Source organism: Clostridia bacterium, from assembly GCA_035561135.1.
Taxonomy (GTDB): domain Bacteria; phylum Acidobacteriota; class Terriglobia; order Terriglobales; family Acidobacteriaceae; genus DATMYA01.
Window position 1 is genome coordinate 1 of the sequence record DATMYA010000061.1, and the last position, 18,484, is coordinate 18,484.

Sequence of the window (18,484 nt, forward strand, 5' to 3'; positions counted from 1 at the left end):
GGCCATTCTTACGATTGGGGCATCGGTGTTGTATGCCATGCCGCCTGGGCGGGCAGCAGGCGGGGCGGAGGTGCTCCTCGGCGGAAGGATATTGAACTGTACAACGGAACGCGCTCCAGGGATCGGAGTCTCATTGGCGTCGACCATGATGATGGTGACGCTGTGGTTTCCAGGAGCGAGTCCGGTGAACGTGTAGTCGGTCGACGTTGTGCGAACCGGATCGTTACCATCCAACTGGACGAGGAAATTCGGCATTCCGCCAGAGACTCCGGGGTTTGTTACTTCGAAACTAACACGGACTATATTGGTCGCTAGCTTCTGGCTGGCAACAGGAGTCAGAATTCGTATGAAACGGCTTTGGGGATTCGCGTTCACCGCCGACGGACTTGTGCCTCCGGTACTAGGTATCGTTCGTTGCGTCGTCTGCGCCCACAGGGCGAGAGCGGCGAACGCGAGCAGTGCCAATATCAGTGCTGGTTGCTTACTTTTCATGATCGAACTCTCCCCGTGAATTGTGAACGCAATGTTGACTCTTGTGTACCTGGATGCCAACACTGTGGTGCGCCGCTACTTTGTCGCGGACGGCTCCGGGGTACTACAAATAAGGCCTCTATAAGTTACTGAACAGTTACTGCTTAACTCATGTCCCCAGCAGCGGTTTCCACCGGAGCTGCTTGTGCTTGAACCACGTGCAATTCTGCTTCCCAATTGAGCAATTCTGGCCTGAATAGCCGACTCTTTGTGTTTGCTTTTTCTACTTAGGAAGTTAAGTGGCGCACGGCAATAGGCTTGCGCGCAACCGCGGGAAGCAGTTCTACGCCTTTGTTCCTCAATCTCAGCAGCTACAATCCTTGGGCTCACCTACCCGAGAAGGCTGGTTGACTTTCAACGTTTGCTGCTCAACAATCTGGTTATCACCCCCATAAGGAGTTCTCATGTCTGACGAAGTCCAGAATCAGGGTTCCAACAACAGCAGTATTCTGAAGTTTGTTTTGCTGGGCGTCGCCGCCGTTTACGTGATCGCATCGCTTTTCCTGATATTCAATATGCGCACTCGCGTCCAGGTTTTGGAACAGAAGCAGACGGCAGCCGAATCACAGCAGAGTGAGCTTGGCCAGAAACTCCACGCCACGAACACGGCAATGCGGGACTCCGTCGAGGCGCTGGGTTCCAAGGTGGGTATGACCCAGGAAGAAATTGCCACGCGAACGGCAGAATTGCGCAGGCAGCAGCAGGCCGCTGAATCCCGCCTTACGGCTGAACAAAAGAAGCAGCAGCAGATGGTCTCGGCTGTGAGCGGAGAAGTCACGGGCGTCAAGACCGATCTTGGTGGCGCAAAGACAGAGATTGCTTCCACCAAAAGTGATCTGGAAGCTACCAAGCAGAAGTTGGAGAAAGCGATCGGCGATCTCGGTGTGCAGAGCGGCCTCATCGCTCGCAACCATGACGAACTGGAAACACTGAAGCACAAGGGCGACCGGAACTACTTCGAATTCACGCTCCGGAAGAACGAGCGCCAGCCGATCTCATCGATCAGCCTGCAACTCAAGAAGGTGGACGTGAAGAAGGGGCGCTTTACGGTCAACGTGATTGCTGACGACCGCACGATCGAAAAGAAAGACCGGACCCTGAACGAGCCGCTGCAGTTCTATACCGGCCGCGATCGCACGCTTTTCGAGATGGTCGTTTACAAGGTGGACAAAAACCAGGTGACTGGATACCTGAGCACGCCCAAATAGACCTTCAAGTTATGATAGTCACAAGGGTCTGCCAACGGCAGGCCCTTTTTTAGCTCAGTTTGGAATTCGCATTCGCGACGCAGATCGAACTTCCGGAACAGCCTCAAGAACATAAGGGCCGCACTGGACTTGCGGCCCTGCAAGCTCTACCTCCTGAACTCCACCGGACGATGATCGTAAATTGAAACTGAGGCAATCAAAGCGCGGCGCCTGTCGAACGACTCCTTCGAGATCGGGAAGCCCACGAGTACGCTTCCGCTGACCTGCGCTCCGGCGGGGATCTTCATATCGCGGGAGAGACCCTCGATAGAGTGTGTCTGCAAGTCGGGGAAAGCCCGGTAGTAGCGTTCCAGATCGGTGACGGATGCTGAGTCATCGCTGAATTCTCCGCTCTCGGTTCTTACCGTGACGTTGATGTTGCGAAGCGTGATCGGCTTGTCGGTCGCGTTCTTAATTGTGAGTTGAATGGTTGCCAGCGAACTGCTCTGGTTAGGAACATCTACTGCAAACGCTTCATCGATAGAGCCGGTTGCGGCCGGTTGTGCACGGAAAATCCAAGCGAGTGCGCCTACTACAACGGCGACAAAGAGGAGCGCAATGATGATCGGTGCCGCGTCGGGCATCGTGTGCTTGGCACTGTCGAATTCCTCGGTCATTGGAACGTGCCCGGCGTCTTCGGGCTCGGGTGCGGGTTTTTTTTGCGGTACGGCCATCGGATCCTCCAAAGGTAAAAATGCGGGATCGGCCTTACAGCCCCGCGCCGCTGATCGCAGCGCAGATGTACCTCTGAGATGCCTGTGACGAGCTAAGTCTATGCCCGTTTTACGGCCTGTGCGAACTTTTCAGTGGGAAGCGTATTCAGCACGTCCTCCCTGGTCAGCCATGCTCGGCGCGCCTGCATGACTCCCCAGCGAATCTTTTCCATGTGGGTGGTGTGGTGCGCGTCCGTATTGATGATGATCTTGACCCCGCGCTCGCGTGCCATGCGCAGGTGCCTGTCACAAAGGTCGAGACGATCCGGATAGGCGTTCAGCTCCATAGCAACTTTGTTTTCGGCGGCGGCGCGCAGCACGGCTTCCATGTCGAATGGGTAGGCGTCGCGACGCAACAGTAGTCGCCCGGTCGGATGTCCAATCAGCGACGTGTTCCGGTTGGAGATCGCGCGCACAATGCGGTCCGTCATTTGCGCAGGCTCCTGGTTGAATGCTGAATGGACGCTCGCTATGACGATATCCATCTGGGCAAGCACGTCATCGCTCAAGTCCAGAGAACCGTCGGCGAGGATATCGACTTCGATGCCGGCGAATATGCGTATGCCTTCGATCTGCTCATCGCAGCGGCGAATGCGTTTGATGTGCTCCTCGGCGCGCGTGTCATCGAGGCCGTTGGCGAACGCGAGATTCTTGGAATGGTCGGTGATGGCCATGTACTTGTAACCGCGTTCGCGCGCGGCCAGGGCCATCTCTTCGATGGTGCAGCGACCGTCGGTCTCCACGGTGTGCATGTGAACGTCACCCTGTAAATCGGCTTCTATGATGAGATTAGGCAGGGTGTGTTTTTCGGCCGCCTCGATTTCGCCACAGTTTTCGCGCAGTTCGGGCGGAATATAGTCGAGTGCCAGCGTGGCGTAGATTTCTTCTTCCGTGCGCCCGGCTGCAAGCTTCTGGTCCTCCAGGCGGAAGAGTCCGTACTCATTAAGCGTAAAGCCCATCTTGAGCGCGCGCTGCCGCAGCGAAACGTTGTGCGCCTTGGAACCGGTGAAGTACTGCATGGCGGCCCCGAAGGACTCAGGCGGCAGAAGCCGCACGTCCACTTGCATGCCGCCGCGCATCTTGAAGCTGACTTTATTATCGCCCTTAGCCAGTACTTCAAGGATGCCGGGGAAGCCTAGAATCTGCTGGATAACGGCTTCGCGCTGCGCGCTATCCATGCAACAGTTGCCTGTGATGAGAAGGTCCAGGTCGCCTACGGTCTCGCGTCCGCGCCGCAGCGAACCGGCTGGCGTGATCTTGTCCACTCCCGGCAGTTCGGCCAGGTGCGCGATGAGTTTGTCGGCCATCCGTGAGGCGGCATCGAGGTAGAAGCGGCCCGAGATGCTGCGATAAGTCTCAATGGACTTGAGGACTTTCTGCTCGGTCTTCGCGCTCATTCGAGGTAATGTTCGCAGCTTGCCTTCGCGCGCGAGCCTCTCGACTCCCGCAATGTCGCTGACCTGAAAGGCACTCCAGATGAGCGCGATACTTTTCGGACCGAGTCCCTGGATTTTCAGTAGCTCTAGCATCGACGGACGATACTTCTCCAGAAGTTCCTGGTGCAGCTTGAGGCGGCCTCCGGCGAATATCTCTTGGAGGTTGGCAAGCATGCCCTTGCCGATGCCGGGGATGGCGAGCACCCGCTTGGGCTCTTCCATCATCTCGAAAATCTGCTGCGGGAATCCCTCGATCGCTTCAGCGGCATTTCGGTACGAACGTATGCGGAAGGAATCATCGCCATTGACCTCCATGAGGTCGGCGGTTTCGTAGAGCACGGAGGCGAGCGTCTTGTTGTCGAGCGCAGGCATGGTCGCGAAGATTGTAGCGGATAACGACGGCGACGTTTGAGGCTCAAAACGAAAACCCAGCCAGGGAGGCTGGGTTTCGGTTCGAATCAAAGGAACCGTTTACTGGGCTTTTACGACGTTGCCCGCCTGGGGGCCCTTCTGGCCCTCGACGATTTCAAACTCGACCTGGTCGCCCTCCTGAAGGCTCTTGTAACCCTCCGAGGTGATCGCACTGTAGTGAACAAAAACATCGGGACCATCTTCGCGCCCGATGAAACCAAATCCTTTTGCGTTATTGAACCACTTTACGGTTCCCTTGAGACGTGACACTTACTCTTCCTCCGTGCTCTTACTCCGGCGAATGGGCACACCGGTATTTAGCCTCAACTGCGACGGGACGCCAAAAAGCATCGGAATCGAGTCAACGTGCCTTCGACAGGATGCCAGGGACAGGACCATCGGTTGTGGGCTCTCTTGGTTACAATTGTCCGCCTTTGCGAAGATGTTGTCAATGTAGTACACAGCTCAAGACCGCGCCAGTAGCGGCGATCGGCGCATTCGCCGAACCTCAAGCAGAAATCTCGTCCTTCCGGGAGAGCCTTGCAGCTACGTCCTCTCTTACGCAAAGGGACTAGAGGAAGTTCATCCGTTGCGGCGAAGCGACTCGGAAAGCCAGAGCACCCCTGCGATGGTTTTGCCGTCACGTATCTTTCCGTTCATCACCATGCCCACGGCTGTCGAGACAGGAAAAAGGCGTTTGCTGATGAACTCGTCTTCTTCGGGCTTGGCCTTGCCGCGTCTCAATTCGGTCGCGAGATAGACTGCCATCGTCTCGTCCAGGAAACCGGGACTGGAGTAGAAGAACAGGGCGCGCTTCCATTTGCCTCCGGAGTATCCAGTCTCTTCCTCGAGTTCGCGTTTAGCCGCCGCAAGTTCGTCCTCGCCTTCGTCAATGCGACCCGCCGGAAATTCCCAGAGATCTTCGCCTGCGGCGTAGCGGAATTGCCGCGCGAGAAGTACGCGGCTGGCATCGCCGTCTCCCTCTACGGCCATGATCACGACGGATCCGGGGTGGTGAACCATGTCGCGGCGCACGTTCGCACCGCTCGGCTCGACAATCTGTTCGGAGGTGACGTAGAAGACGGGCGCGCGATACACGACGCGAGAACTCAGTACGCGCACGCGCCGGCCAGTCTTGGCGGAATCGCCCTTTGGCTTCGACCCCTTGGCAGTTGTAGCTCGGTTAGGATTTTTCTTTGCTGGTGCGGACATCGTTTTGCGCGAGGCTTTCGAGGTCTTGCTTGGCATGGCACCAATATAGAAGATGGGAGCGGATGTTGACTTGTTCCCGCGTTGGCGAGGTTCTGGTATGCTGCGCCCGATGAGCAAGCGAATGAGCGTGACATTTGTGGGCGCTGGCAGTCTGGCCAGTGCAATGGCCGTGCTGCTTCAACGCGCAGGGTACACCATTGAGGAGATCGTAACGCGTGACGATGCGGCATCGCGCCAGCGCGGGGCTGTGTTGGCGCGCATGGTTGGCGCGCAAGCGGCGACGATGGCACGGGCGACTCTCAGGGTCGATATCGTGTGGCTTGCCGTGAACGACGATGCGATTGCGATGTGCGCCGATGCGTTGGCGCAAAGGGGCGAGTGGAAGGGAAGAATTGCGCTGCACTCGAGTGGCGCGCTCGCAAGCGATGAGATGGAAGCGCTGCGCCAGCGCGGAGCGCACACCGGCTCGTTGCATCCCATGATGACCTTTGTAAAGAACGTAGTACCGGAACTTCGTGGCGTGTCGTTCGCGATTGAAGGCAACTCCGTTGCGACGACAGTTGCGAAGCAGATTGTGCGCGCGCTGGGTGGAACAAGCTTCGCGATCTCGAAAGAGAACAAGGGACTCTATCACGCCTTTGGTGCGTTTATTTCGCCGCTGCTGGTCGCACAGCTGACCGCCGCCGAAGAGGTGGCGCGAGCGGCGGGCGTGCCGCAAAAGAATGTCGTGCCGGCCATGGCGCCCATCATCCTGCGCACGCTTGAAAACTACTTCTCGGAAGGTGGCGCAGCGGCATTCAGCGGACCACTTTTGCGGGGTGACGTAAACACGATCGAGCGGCACGTCGCAGCATTGAAAGACTCAGGTGCGGCAGAAGTGTACCGTGCGCTGGCGACCTACGCCGTGAAGGCGCTGCCGGTAAAGAACTGGAAGGCGCTGGAGAAAGTTTTAAAAAGTTAGCGTCAGCGAACAGGGAAACGGGGACGGCGTGCACAGGACGTCAGACGGCAGAGGTCACATGCAAGGCGTCAGGAACACCAAGCTTCGCTGACGTCCGGCGTCCAAGATATGATGTCTGGTGTCTGATGTCCGAGGTCTGACGTCGGAACTTTACGGAAAGCGTGTTGAGAACAGGTGTCCCATTTTCTCGCGCTTGGTTTCAATGTACTTCTCGGCCTGGGAATAGGGTTCCACTTCGCATGGAACGCGCTCCACCACTTTGATCCCACCGCTTTCGAGCGCTGCCACCTTGTCCGGATTGTTCGAGAGCAGACGCAGTTCCCTCACGCCGAGTGCTTTCAAGATTTCGACAGGCAGGTTGTACTCGCGGCAATCGGCTGCGAAGCCGAGCTTCTCGTTGGCCTGTACGGTGTCGAGACCGTTGTCCTGCAACTCATAGGCTTGCAGCTTGGCCATCAAGCCGATGCCTCGGCCTTCCTGCTCCTCGTAAACAAGGATTCCGGCACCCTCCTTGGCGATCATCGCAAGCGCCATCTCGAGTTGCTGGCGACAGTCGCAGCGCAACGAGGCAAAGACGTCTCCGGTCAGGCATTGTGAATGTATGCGAACCAGGGGCGGTGCGGAATGTATGTCTCCCATGACGAGCGCGACGCCGGTTTCCTTGCGGCGATCGTCGACTGTGTCCAGCGATTCGGAAGAACCGACAGGCACGGGAGGTCCGGGGAAGTGGCCTTCGAAGCCAGAGATGCGGAAGTCGCCCCACCGCGTGGGGAACTTTGCTTCCGCGAGTTTTTTCATCGAGGATTTCACAATACTGATTATAAGCGCTTGCCTTCTTCCCTGTGGGTAGGTAGCGCGACGTTCCATTCTATAAGCGACGGCGCGATGTCAGATAAACAGCAGCGCTGTGAGCAGCGGACAGATAGTTCGGGGAATTGTCGAAGATGCGAGTCGCTGCTACAATTGACTTTGTCAGGCGCCACGCCTGATTCCACCTGAGTGCGCTGGGTTTTCGACCCAGCTCGTCGAGAGTGGGGCTATAGCTCAGTTGGGAGAGCGCATCGTTCGCAACGATGAGGTCGCCGGTTCGAGGCCGGCTAGCTCCACCAGAAAATTTCGCAACCTCCAAAAACCGCAGAAGAAATCAAAACAGCACAGAAAAGTAAATCAAGACAGCACAGAAAAGTGCAGGCGGGCTGCCTGTGCATTGAACGCAAGCTACCTTCCTGCAACGGCATGCGTCCATTTGAGTAGAGAGGTGTGAGATGAACCGTACGATTTGGGTAGTTGCTGCTGCATTTCTGCTGGCGCTTGCTGCGCAGGCGCAGCAGGCGCGCTCGGAAGTCCATCCAGTGAGCGACGTCGTGCGCCAGTTACTCGCGCGGCAGTCGCAGAACATAATTGCAGCCGTCGAAGAGCTACCGGCGGAGAAGTTCGACTTCCGTCCCACTCCTCAGCAGATGACGTTTGCGCACTTGGTGACGCACATGGCGGAGTCGAACACGCTGCTGTGCTCGCGCATTGGGAACGTGTCTGCTCCGCCGCAAGTCAAACTGGTGGACACCGACAAAAAGCCGAAGCTGGTGGAGGGACTACGGCAGTCTTTCGACTTCTGCTCTCGCGCTCTGGACAAGGTGGACGATTCCAAACTCGCGGAGACGATTAACGTCTTCGGAGCCAAACGTGTGTCGCGTGTGGCTGCGATGTTCGCGCTTACGAATGACTGGGCCGACCACTACTCGGCTGCAGCAATGTATCTGCGGCTGAACGGATTGCTGCCGCCAACGGCGAAAAACGCCGGGCCGCAGTCACGAGAGACACCGAACAAACCGAAGTGAATCGTTTCTTCGGGATGGCTCGGATGGCGTTGGAGAGCTAGCGGCTATCCAGCATTCGCAAGGTCTCCAGTACGGTGTTGCCGACGATCTCCAGACTCTGCGGACTCAGTTTGTCTAGCTTATCTTCCGACGTGTGGTGGAAGATGTTGTTGAAGCCGTAGTCGAAATCGATGAGGTCGATAACTGGTATGCCGACATTCGCGAACGGCCGGTGATCGTCGTCCATTGCCGTTTCACGCTTGAAGAAATGTGAGTGGTACCCGAGTTTTTGTGCTGCGCGGCCCACGACCTCAGTCAGCCACGGCGTGGAGTTCTGGTCGCGGTCGATGTTCAGGTCGGCGTCGCCGATCATGTCGAGCAGAATAAAGGCTTTGACTTTTTTCGCAGTGCCATCGTTCTGCCAACGCTCGGCCAGATGGCGGCTTCCATAAAGACTGTCGGTTGCTGTCCACTTTACGGTTGCTTCTTCTCCATCCACCCAGACCAGCCAAACGCTGTATCCGTCACGCTGCGAGGCGCGGAGCACGTCTGCGAACTCAAGCAGGATGCCTGTGCTTGAACCGCCATCGTTTGCGCCGACGTAGTTCTTCAGCGGAAGGTTAGTGTCGTAGTGTCCGGCGATGACGACGACGCCGTCCTTCTTGCCGGGAAACTTCGCGATGAAGTTGCGCATTGGGAAGGCGCCCGCTGGAGTCTGTGCCGTAAAGGCGTCCTCCTCGACGTCAACCCCTTTGAGCTTGGACCGCAAATAGTTTTCAAGCGTCTGGTGTCCAGTGCTTCCGATGGGACGCGGGCCTATGTCCACGACTTCGCGTACATACTGAAAGGCTCGTTTGGCATCAACGCGAGGCGCCGGCGGCGCGTCTTTCGGCGGATCGAAGTCAGAGGCATTCGGTTGTGCGGCTTGGGCCGCGGCCTGAACGTTATTGGCCCCGGCTTGCGACGAATCTGTCTGGCCGCGCGTGCAACCAGAGAACGCGAGAGTACCGCAAAGCGCCAGGATGGCTGCAAGCATTACGCCTCTCTTCATTCCTTTACCTCGAGGACTGGTTCCGAATGCCCTATTTTCGGATCCCTCAGTTACGCCGGACGCCGTATTGAGTCGCAGGAAGTTGCTGGTGAGCGCCTACTCCTGAAGCGCACGTTTCCGGCGCTTGGGGTGAACCAGCCAGGCAACGCCGATGCTGAGAAGATATAGGACAATCATGGGCGCGGCAAACACGCACATGTTCATGATATCGGTGGTTGGCGTCAGGATGGCGGCGAACACGAATATCACCAGAATCGAGTAGCGCAGGTTATGCCACATCCATCCAGCGGAGATAACTCCCATCAAAGCAAGGAAGAAGACAAGGATTGGCATCTCGAACACAACACCGAGTCCGAGAATAATGGTCATGAACAAATCTGTGTATTCGCCGATAGTGATCATCGGCGTGAACTGCAAGCCGTAGCCGACCAGAAAATCGAGGGCTGCCGGGTAAACGATCTTGTATCCGAAGAATCCCCCGGCAAGAAACAGGAATATCGTGCTGCACATGAAGGGCACAACGTAACGCCGTTCATGGCGATAAAGTCCGGGGGCGATGAACGCCCATACCTGATACAGGATGAATGGCGATGCTACGAAAATGCCGGCGATAAGGCCGATTTTCAAATAGATATTGAACGGCTCAGTCGGGTTCAGATACACGAGCTTCTGCTCGAGCTGATGTCGGTGCAACGCCTCTATGATCGGCCGCTGCATGTAGCCGAAGATCTTTTCCGACCAGTACCAGCACAGTCCGAATCCGCCTGCGACTGCCAGAACCGAAAAAATGATGCGACGCCGCAATTCCTCAAGGTGCTCAAGGAAGCCCATTGCGGGGAGGTCGGGAGCGGCCGTGGGACTACTGTTGCGAGCGGTGGCAGGCTCAGGCATTCGACCTCTTCGATTCCTGCTCGGCAGGTGCTGGCGTTGCAGACTCATCCGCTATCGGCTCGGAGGGCGCCCCAGAGGGCCAGGGTTGGTGTTGCGGAGGCTCGATGCTCTCTTCGACCGGCCGAGGCGGTGTCATCGGTGAGTTGATCACGGTTCCTTCCGGTGGCGAAAGATTGACCAGTTCGCTTCCAGCAACGGGCTTTTCTTTGATCGCCTGCTGGCGCTGTTGCTGATCAAGCACGTCGATCTCGGTTTCCAACTGGTTTCGGAATTCGTTACTGGCGCGTTTGAACTCATTCATTGCCTTTGCCAGTTGTCTGCCAAGTTCCGGAAGCTTCCGCGGCCCGAAGATAACAAGGGCCATGAGGAAGATAAAAATCATTTCTGGCATACCGAGATTCATAGATTCATCATAAAGCTTCGGGCGCGTTGGGGCCAGACGCTTGCTAGAGTCGGCACTTGCGAGCTACTCACATAAGAGCTACTTCAGGGCAAACAGGGCGTTCACGTGCGCGGTGACGGTAATCTTCTGAGGCGAAAATCCTTCGGTAGGCGCTGCCATGTCCTGCTGCGCCATTCCGGCTCTCATCGTTTCCATTTTGGCCATCACAACGGGCACCGGCTCGTAAGTGTCCACCGAGGCATAGGAGAGTTCGCCAAGAACTCGCCCGCCTGCCTTCGCGACGGTCAGGGCATTCGCTTTTGCCTTCTGGAAGGCATCGTCTACGGCGCGAGTCTTGGCTGCGTCAATGTTCTCGAGTGTGTAGTTGATGGACTGGTTTTCGGTAACGTCCATCTCGGCGAACTTGTTGGCGATCGTGCCGATCTTGGCGAAATCCTTGAGCTTGAATGAAATTGCGCTGCTCACGCGATAGCCGACGAGCTTGCGTTTGGCCCCGTTGCGCCAGTCGTAGACAGGCTGGACTTGGAAGGAACCGACTTCGGCCTGCCTGGGATCGAGCCCGTTAGCCCGAAGAACCTCGCGAACCTGCTCGGCTGCGTTTGAGGCGTGATCGTAGGCGGGCTTGAGTTCCGGGTCCTGCGCCGCGATATTGAACTGTATGAGCGCGGTGTCAGGCGCGGCTTCGAACTTTCCATCGGCACCGACATAAACGGTGTCGGGGCGCGGAGCGAAGGTGGGCTGTTGCGCCCATGCTGCGAGGCTGGTGAGCAGAACCGCAACGACTATTACAAGCTTCCTCATAGAGCTCCTCCGAAGAATAGCGCGCAAGACTTCTGAAGCAGTACTCCTATAAAAGAGAACACATACCTGCTACCCGCGCAAATATCGCAGACCTCACATTTCGTTTCGCGAAGCGCTCACGCCAATCTTATTTGTGTACGCGCGCTTTCTTATCCGGAGTGACTAAAGTGCTACGCCGGATGTGACGATGGTGTTGCTGGAGCACTCGACGTCACGCAGCAGGAGGAGTTAACTGGATCTAGCGCGAGCGCCGGGAACGGCGGGGACCTAGATGATCATGAGCTTTGCTGGTTAAAGCTGAAATTTTCTGTTTGTAGTTGACGTCCAATACTGATACAGAATGAAGTCAAGCAGGAGTTTTACTGGAGGTCGAAAATGCGTAAGTGGTTTGTGCCATTGACAGTGCTCGGATTGGGAGGTCTCGGAGCGCTGTTTCTTTCCGATCGTGGACGCCGAGCTATTGGCTGGATTTCGGATCGAATGGAGGAAGCGCCTGAGCGCCTTGCGGTCTGGAATGAGAGCACGGAACTGGAAGTGGAGCGCATTCAGTCCGCACTGAATCGGTTGGCCGATAGTTTGGGAGCGCGACCCGTCCGGCCATAGTTACTCACTCCGGTGCCCGCCGGAGTCTCTGAACGGGATAGTCCCCCATCCCGAAGGTAAGCTGTTTCCTCCTACAATTCTTTTCTGACGGCTTGTCGCACGTTCACCTGCGCGCGAGTGCCGCATTGGTTAAACGGCAGCCCATCACTCAGCGGCTATCAAGCACGTCGTCGATCTGGGCTGCAAGCTTGAGATCACGATTGGTGATGCCGCCAGAATCATGCGAGGTGAGAGACAGCGTCACGTGGTTGTAGCTGATGTTGATGTCCGGATGGTGATTGATGGATTCGGCGATGTCGGCAACCTTCGTAACGAAGGCCATAGCGCCCCTGAAGTCGGGAAACTCGAACTTGCGCTGGATGGAATCGCCGGCACGCGTCCAGTGTGGCAGACCCGAGAGCGCCTGCTGAATGTCGTTGTCAGGCAGAGGAGTTGGCACGTATCACCCCCAGGCAGAAGAGTATCGCGAAAAGGGCGTTTGAGGCGAATCGCGTGCGCGGGTGCGATCGGCCATTCCGATTGCATCTGTGACCCGCACTAAGCCTGAGCGGGCTTGCCCACCTTGTAAGCGAAGCGATGAATCTGCGAGTCGATCTCGCGACGCAAGTCTCGCCAGATGCTTTCCGGCATGGAGACGAAGGTCTCGACAATGCGTGGGTCGAACTGGCGACCGGACCAGCGAACGATCTCTTCGCGTGCAGCCTGCACACTCTGTGCAGCGCGGTACGGACGGTCGGATGTGATCGCGTCCAGAGTATCCGCGACCGCGAAAATACGCGCGCCTAGCGGAATCTGCTCGCCGATAAGGCCTCGCGGGTATCCGGAACCGTCAAATCGCTCCTGGTGAGCGTGAACGATTTCGGCCGCTTCCTGCAGGAATGGAATCTTGCGGAGCATCTGATATCCGCGGTAGCAGTGCTCGCGCATGATGGATACTTCTTCATCGCTGAGCGCGCCTGGTTTGCGAAGAATCGCGTCCGGAATGGCCATTTTGCCGATGTCGTGTAGGAACGCGCCACGGGCGATAACGCGGATTCTTTCCGGCGTCAAGCCCATCGCTCTCGCCATCGCAATAGTGAACGCAGTCACGCGTTTAGAATGGCCTTCGGTTTCAGCGTCCTTCAAATCGAGCGCGTCGCCCAGAGCTTCCAGCGTGATGTCGTACGAGCGTTCCAGATCAGCCATGGCCTGCCGCAGTTGCTCGGTGCGGGCGCCGACCAGAGCTTCGAGATTGCTCTGATATGCGCGGTTTTCAAGCTTGAGCCGACGGTTTTCCAGCGCGCGCCGAACCATTGCGAGCAGTTGTTCACGCTCGAAGGGCTTCAGCAGGTAATCGTATGCACCGTTTCGTATGGCGGCCAGCGCTACGGAAACGTCGTGCACGGCCGTAACCATCACGACGGGCATGTCTGGATAACGTTCCTTGGTGCGTTCCAGCAACCCTATGCCATCGAGTTCTGGCATCATGAGGTCGGAGAGCATGAGCTCGAACTCTTCGCCGGAACCTAGGATTGCGAGAGCTTCAATGCCGGAAGCAGCCTGCCGGCACTGGAGTCCGGCGGCGGTAAGCATGGAGGAGACGATTTCCCGGATGGGTTCCTCGTCATCGACAACAAGAATTCGATCAGGAGCCATGGTGTACAGGAAGCCTTCTACCCTGGGAAACTCTGATTTTTGCATGCACGTCCCAGAAATGGCAGAGAAAAGTGAAGCTTATCGGTGACTGTTTGTGTACTCGCTCGAAAATCGCGAAGAGTCGAGGGGCTCCAGTGCGATGGGTGTCCAATAACAAAGCTGGTTCGTCAACGATTGAAGCGTGAGATGAGGCTGGATTCGCACCTAATGAGGATGGTATACACGGGACGACCTTCTGACTGATGCGATGAACCTTGCCATCTTCTCGTCGATGGTGTTCGTTCGCGAGTTTACTGCCCCTGCGCTGCTGGCTCAGGCACCGGGCATTCTCGTGATGATTGCGGCTGCCGTTCTTGTGTATCGCACCTACCGCGAACGCTACCTTGCCGTCTGGATATTCGGCTGGCTGTTCTATTTCTTGTACCGCATGGCGGGTGGCGCAGGAGATCTCTTTCCGGGCCTGCTTGGGGTTGCGGCGGCTTCGCAGGCAGCCTTCGTGGTCGCAGTCACGTTTTTCGTTTCTGCCGTTCTGTTCTATACCAGCCAACGCAAATATCTACTGCCGATAGCTATCACCGGCGTACTGACAGTCACGTTGGCGGTCGCGCGCACCACCTGGTTTCCAGACTCTGACGGGTTCATGTTGGTAGTACACCTCATGTATCGCGTCATCACGCTGACAGGCGCTGTGCATCTAGCGCTCTTCTGCCGCGGACGGCGGGAGCTAGGGCCATGGCTCATGACGGTGATGCTGCTCTTCCTTCACATGGACGAGCGCAATTCTTCCTTACATACCACAAGCGGGCTCGACACAATCATCGAGGTGCTCTTCGGCATCAGCATGCTGGTGATCGTGCTCGACGATTCGCGAGGGCGAGCGCAAAGGCTGCAATTGGTAAACGCGCTGACCACGGCGATCGCCGAAGCGCGGGACTATGCGCCGGTGATGGTTACGGCGCTGGAAGAATTGAAGAAGCTGACAGGGGCACGGGCTGCTTGGTTCCGCTTGCTGCAAGGTGACAAATTACTCCTTATGCAGCACATCGGACTGTCGCCGGAATTCCTGGGTGCGCGTGGCGCGATGAATCTAAGCGCGAGCGACGGCTCTCGGCTTCTGGACGAAAAAATCCCGACGATGCTGCGCACCGAGGTGATGGATTCTGAAGCGCGCCTTATCTTTGAACGCAGCGGCTTCGACCACGTCATCATGGTTCCAGTGTCCGGCAAGAACTCCGTTCTGGGTTTCGTCAGTCTTGGAATGGGGTCCCATCGCTCATATACGCAGGACGAACTCAGTTTTCTGATTACCACGGCGAACCAGCTCGGCATCGCGGTCGAGAGCCTGCGCATGTTCGAGCAGGTACTGCGATCCCAGAAGCAGTGGGTTGGAACATTCGATTCGATTGAGGATCTCATTCTGGTGCATGACGCCCATGGACAGATGATGACGGCGAATCGCGCCATGCTGCGCAAGCTCGGACGAAAGCACGACGACATCGTGCAGAAAACCTGCGCGGCGGTATTGCCGAACGCGAAGAAGGGCTGCCCTTACTGCCGGCTTCCAGACCAGATGGTGGAAGCGCCAGACCCATGTTTTGGCGGGTTCTCCATAGTGTCCACTTCGTCGTTTTCGGAGGAGGGCGACATAGGCACGGGTACCGTTCACGTGATCCGCGACACCACGGAACGCCGCGCCGCGGAAGAACGGTACCGTCTGCTCTTCGAGGAGGTGCAGGAAGGTGTTTTTATTTCAACGCCTGACGGGTGCATGCTGGACTGCAATGACGCCTTCGTACGCATGCTCGGTTATCAAAGCAGGGCAGAGGTGCTCGCGCTCGATATCCCGACACAGTTGTATCACTCGCCTTTGCATCGGCGGATCTACACCGATTGCATTGCCGTATCCGGATACGTTCGTAACTACGAAGTAGTGCTGCGCCGCAAGGATGGCTCACGCCTCACCGTGCTGGAGAATAGCTTCGCCAGTCGCGATGCGGCAGGAAATATCACTAGATACCAGGGTTTCCTGGTGGACATCACCGAGAAGAAGCGCGCCGAAGACGAGATACGCAGGCGAAATCGCGAACTGCACGTTCTGAACGCCATTGCCGTAATCGCGACGCACTCGTTCGACCTGGACGAAATTCTAAATGTGACGCTGCGGCACGTTGCCGAACTGTTCGCCTCTGAGACCGGCTCAATTCTCCTGGTGGACCCGGAGACGCGCACGCTGCGCCGCCGAGCAACATTCGGCCATCGCAGCGACCTCGGCCCGCTGGTGTTCGATGCGGAGATGATGGACGAATTCTGGACGCGTATTGTGGCGTCCCGCACGGAAGTCGTGACGCAGCAACACTTGCCGCACATGCCTGCGGTGATTCGGAAATTCGTGGAGGCCGAGGGATTGCGATCCTGGATCTGGATCGTGCTGTGGTCGCAGGACAAGCCGCTCGGTGCATTGGGCGTGAGTAGCCGTTGCGAGCGCGAATTCGCGCCGATGGATGAAAACCTGCTCGTCGCAATCTCTCGGCAACTGGCAACGACCATCGAGAAGGTGCGCCTGTACGAAGAGACAACGCGCGCGTACGAAGACCTGCGCCGCACCCAGGAGCAATTATTACAGAGCGAGAAGATGTCCGCCGTCGGACAACTGATCTCCGGCGTCGCACATGAGTTGAACAACCCGCTCACTGCCATCCTGGGTTATGCGCAATTGATGGAAAACGAAGAACTGAACGAGCGCAGCAGGGACTTCGTGCAAAAGCTCTACAAACAGGCGCAGCGCACGCATCGTGTGGTGCAGAACCTGTTGTCTTTTGCGCGCCAGCGGAAGCCCGTGAAGCAGCACTGTGATTTGCGACGCGTGCTGGAGGATACGCTGACCTTGCGCGATTACGACCTTAAGCTGAACAACATCGCTGTTCAGCGCACGTTTGAGGAGAACCTGCCGGCGGTGATCGCCGACGCGCACCAGATGGAGCAGGTTTTCCTGAATATCATCAACAACAGTTCCGACGCCATCCTGGAAGTTTCTCGCGGAGGCCAGTTGAGCGTCCGTTTGTTCGCGGACAATGGTCAGGTATGCGCCGAGTTCCGCGACACAGGGCCGGGCATTATGGACGCTAAGCGAATCTTTGACCCGTTCTATACGACCAAGAAGGTGGGCAAGGGAACTGGCCTTGGACTCAGTATTTGCTACGGCATCGTGAAGGAACATGGCGGCGACATTGTTGCCTTCAACAACGCGGAAGGTGGCGCCGTCTTCCAGGTTCGAGTCCCAAGCACGGAGACGGTGCGCAGCGCCGAAGAGGCTACTGCGCTGCGAATGGCCGAGAGCATCGTTCGAGGACGCGTCATACTGGTTGACGACGAAGAATCGATCCTGGAGTTCGAACGTGAAGTGCTCGTTGGTGCAGGCGCAGAAGTGGTCGCCGTGACAGGCGGCGAAGAAGCGATCGCGCGGTTACAAAGCGATGTGTTCGATGCAATCCTCATCGACGGCAAGATGCCGGGTGGATGGACGGCGCCGGACATCTACCGCTGGGTTCGCGATAATCGGCCCGGGATGGAACGGCGCATTATCGTAACAATGTCGCATGCATCCGACGGCGAGATGCGTGCGTTCCTCGACGAGCATGATGTGCCGTGCATCGTGAAGCCGTTCGAAGTAACCGATCTGCTGGCGATCGTTCGTCGCGTGGCGCAGAAAGCGAAAGCCGCCGGCGCATAATTCGCACTCTCCAAAACTTGCGAAAGTTGCCCGCCTCGAAAAAAGTCTTTCGAAAATTTTACCTACCTGGCAGCTCATTGTGTGTATCCCCGTACCACTTTCCGGCAACTCCACTCTAGCTTGACGCTGCCTTAGCGATGGTGCAGATAGTCGTACTGAGAACCTTAGCTGTCCAACACCGGTTCGTACGTGTCACTGACATAACGGTTTGGCATGTTTTCCACACACAGTTTAAGTGTGCGGTTCCTTTGGGCAGGGGGATTGCTACACCTCACCTCTATGCAGCGCAGGCCAACAGATCCCGCCGGTTTGTAAGGCTGGCCGGAGTAGTTGGAGTGGCGTGCGAAGTGCAATGAAAAGACTGAGATCAATGTTGGGGCGAAGGAAGCCCTTGCACGCAACACTTTCGATTGGGGGCAAAAATGGCAAACAGCATCCAGGAAGCAAAAATTACTGGTTTTGCAGCGTTTATACCCGCTGCCGCCGAAGGACGGTTGGAGAAGTATCAGGAGATTTACGAACAGAACCGTCATCGCGTGTACTCTCTGGCGTTCTGGATGACCGATAACGAGCTTGCGGCTGAAGAGTTGCTGGATAGCACCTTCCGCCGCGCCTTTGCAATGACTGAAGAGCCGGACGAAGACATGATTGACCGCGCTTTGATCGCGGAAGTACGCGAGCTCATGACCATTGGCTCACTGACCTTGGAGTGTGCGTTGGCCACGGAAGTGGCTGATATCCGCCGCAACACAAAACGCGTGCACCTTGAGCGCGCAATTGTGCAACTGCCCGCCACAGAACGACTCGTGTTCTTGATGCACGACGGCGAGGGCTACGCGCACGATCGCATCGCACGCGCGCTCGGATTGGCTGTAGATGAATCCCGCTACGCACTCCATCAGGCGCGACTGCGCATCCGTGAACTCGTCTCCAAGATGGTGTGGTAGAAGAGTTTCTTCGCGAGCGCCGAGACTTCTCTCTCCTGAATCACTGCCCCTCTTCCAAGAGGGGCTTTTTTGATTCTGGTCATGCTGCAAGCGAT

The 18,484-nt window shown here is 57.0% G+C and carries 18 protein-coding genes and 1 tRNA gene; 7 read left to right on the forward strand and 12 right to left on the reverse strand.

Translation table 11 applies throughout. The features are described from left to right. On the reverse strand, nt 1–492 hold a 492-nt coding region (locus tag VN622_13315), incomplete at its 3' end, for a hypothetical protein (GenBank protein HWR36839.1). A 443-nt stretch (nt 493–935) separates the two neighbouring features. On the opposite strand from VN622_13315, the gene VN622_13320 reads away from it, so the two are divergent. Further along, complete coding sequence (locus VN622_13320; GenBank protein HWR36840.1) at nt 936–1,739, forward strand: hypothetical protein; 804 nt, start codon at nt 936–938, stop codon at nt 1,737–1,739. Nucleotides 1,740–1,885: 146 nt separating this feature from the next. Here VN622_13320 and VN622_13325 read toward each other — a convergent pair whose 3' ends face one another. From VN622_13325 to VN622_13340, 4 genes are all read right to left on the reverse strand, one after another. Next, nucleotides 1,886–2,452: a hypothetical protein gene (locus VN622_13325; protein HWR36841.1), complete on the reverse strand. Its 567-nt coding sequence runs from the start codon at nt 2,450–2,452 to the stop codon at nt 1,886–1,888. Between the two features lie 98 nt (nt 2,453–2,550). Further along, complete coding sequence (gene polX / locus VN622_13330; GenBank protein ID HWR36842.1) at nt 2,551–4,389, reverse strand: DNA polymerase/3'-5' exonuclease PolX; 1,839 nt, start codon at nt 4,387–4,389, stop codon at nt 2,551–2,553. 9 nt (nt 4,390–4,398) lie between these two features. Then, nucleotides 4,399–4,608, reverse strand: a complete 210-nt coding sequence (locus tag VN622_13335; protein HWR36843.1) for a cold shock domain-containing protein — start codon at nt 4,606–4,608, stop codon at nt 4,399–4,401. Between the two features lie 312 nt (nt 4,609–4,920). Next, nucleotides 4,921–5,550 carry an NUDIX hydrolase gene (locus VN622_13340; protein HWR36844.1) on the reverse strand — a complete coding sequence of 210 codons (630 nt, stop codon included), beginning with the start codon at nt 5,548–5,550 and terminating at the stop codon, nt 4,921–4,923. Between the two features lie 121 nt (nt 5,551–5,671). Between VN622_13340 and VN622_13345 the strand changes: the two genes are divergently transcribed. Then, a complete protein-coding gene (locus VN622_13345; GenBank protein HWR36845.1) occupies nt 5,672–6,511 on the forward strand; it encodes a DUF2520 domain-containing protein in 840 nt (279 codons plus the stop codon). Between the two features lie 150 nt (nt 6,512–6,661). On the opposite strand, the gene ribA is transcribed toward VN622_13345, so the two are convergent. Then, a complete protein-coding gene (ribA, locus tag VN622_13350; GenBank protein ID HWR36846.1) occupies nt 6,662–7,309 on the reverse strand; it encodes a GTP cyclohydrolase II in 648 nt (215 codons plus the stop codon). Between the two features lie 235 nt (nt 7,310–7,544). Between ribA and VN622_13355 the strand changes: the two genes are divergently transcribed. After that, a tRNA-Ala gene (locus tag VN622_13355) sits at nt 7,545–7,620 on the forward strand. A 156-nt stretch (nt 7,621–7,776) separates the two neighbouring features. Next, a complete protein-coding gene (locus VN622_13360) occupies nt 7,777–8,349 on the forward strand; it encodes a DinB family protein (protein ID HWR36847.1) in 573 nt (190 codons plus the stop codon). Between the two features lie 37 nt (nt 8,350–8,386). Here the strand turns inward: VN622_13360 and VN622_13365 are convergent, their stop codons facing one another. The 4 genes from VN622_13365 to VN622_13380 form a co-directional block, all read right to left on the reverse strand. Then, on the reverse strand, nt 8,387–9,379 hold the full coding sequence (locus VN622_13365; protein HWR36848.1) for a M28 family peptidase: 993 nt from the start codon (nt 9,377–9,379) through the stop codon (nt 8,387–8,389). Between the two features lie 96 nt (nt 9,380–9,475). Next, the gene (tatC, locus tag VN622_13370) at nt 9,476–10,270 is read right to left on the reverse strand and encodes a twin-arginine translocase subunit TatC (GenBank protein ID HWR36849.1); all 795 of its coding nucleotides are present in this window, start codon (nt 10,268–10,270) and stop codon (nt 9,476–9,478) included. Beyond that, complete coding sequence (locus tag VN622_13375; GenBank protein ID HWR36850.1) at nt 10,263–10,673, reverse strand: twin-arginine translocase TatA/TatE family subunit; 411 nt, start codon at nt 10,671–10,673, stop codon at nt 10,263–10,265. Before VN622_13375 ends, tatC begins: the two co-directional genes overlap by 8 nt. Nucleotides 10,674–10,751: 78 nt before the next feature. Then, a complete protein-coding gene (locus VN622_13380; GenBank protein HWR36851.1) occupies nt 10,752–11,474 on the reverse strand; it encodes an SIMPL domain-containing protein in 723 nt (240 codons plus the stop codon). Between the two features lie 375 nt (nt 11,475–11,849). On the opposite strand from VN622_13380, the gene VN622_13385 reads away from it, so the two are divergent. Beyond that, complete coding sequence (locus tag VN622_13385) at nt 11,850–12,077, forward strand: hypothetical protein (GenBank protein HWR36852.1); 228 nt, start codon at nt 11,850–11,852, stop codon at nt 12,075–12,077. Between the two features lie 148 nt (nt 12,078–12,225). Here the strand turns inward: VN622_13385 and VN622_13390 are convergent, their stop codons facing one another. Both VN622_13390 and VN622_13395 read right to left on the reverse strand, forming a co-directional pair. Then, a complete protein-coding gene (locus VN622_13390; protein ID HWR36853.1) occupies nt 12,226–12,516 on the reverse strand; it encodes a 4a-hydroxytetrahydrobiopterin dehydratase in 291 nt (96 codons plus the stop codon). A 98-nt stretch (nt 12,517–12,614) separates the two neighbouring features. Continuing rightward, complete coding sequence (locus tag VN622_13395) at nt 12,615–13,712, reverse strand: HD domain-containing phosphohydrolase (GenBank protein HWR36854.1); 1,098 nt, start codon at nt 13,710–13,712, stop codon at nt 12,615–12,617. A 247-nt stretch (nt 13,713–13,959) separates the two neighbouring features. On the opposite strand from VN622_13395, the gene VN622_13400 reads away from it, so the two are divergent. Together VN622_13400 and VN622_13405 are read left to right on the forward strand one after the other, a co-directional pair. Next, the gene (locus VN622_13400) at nt 13,960–17,442 is read left to right on the forward strand and encodes a GAF domain-containing protein (protein HWR36855.1); all 3,483 of its coding nucleotides are present in this window, start codon (nt 13,960–13,962) and stop codon (nt 17,440–17,442) included. A gap of 422 nt (nt 17,443–17,864) precedes the next feature. Next, the gene (locus tag VN622_13405; protein HWR36856.1) at nt 17,865–18,389 is read left to right on the forward strand and encodes a sigma factor-like helix-turn-helix DNA-binding protein; all 525 of its coding nucleotides are present in this window, start codon (nt 17,865–17,867) and stop codon (nt 18,387–18,389) included. Nucleotides 18,390–18,484 lie beyond the last annotated feature (95 nt).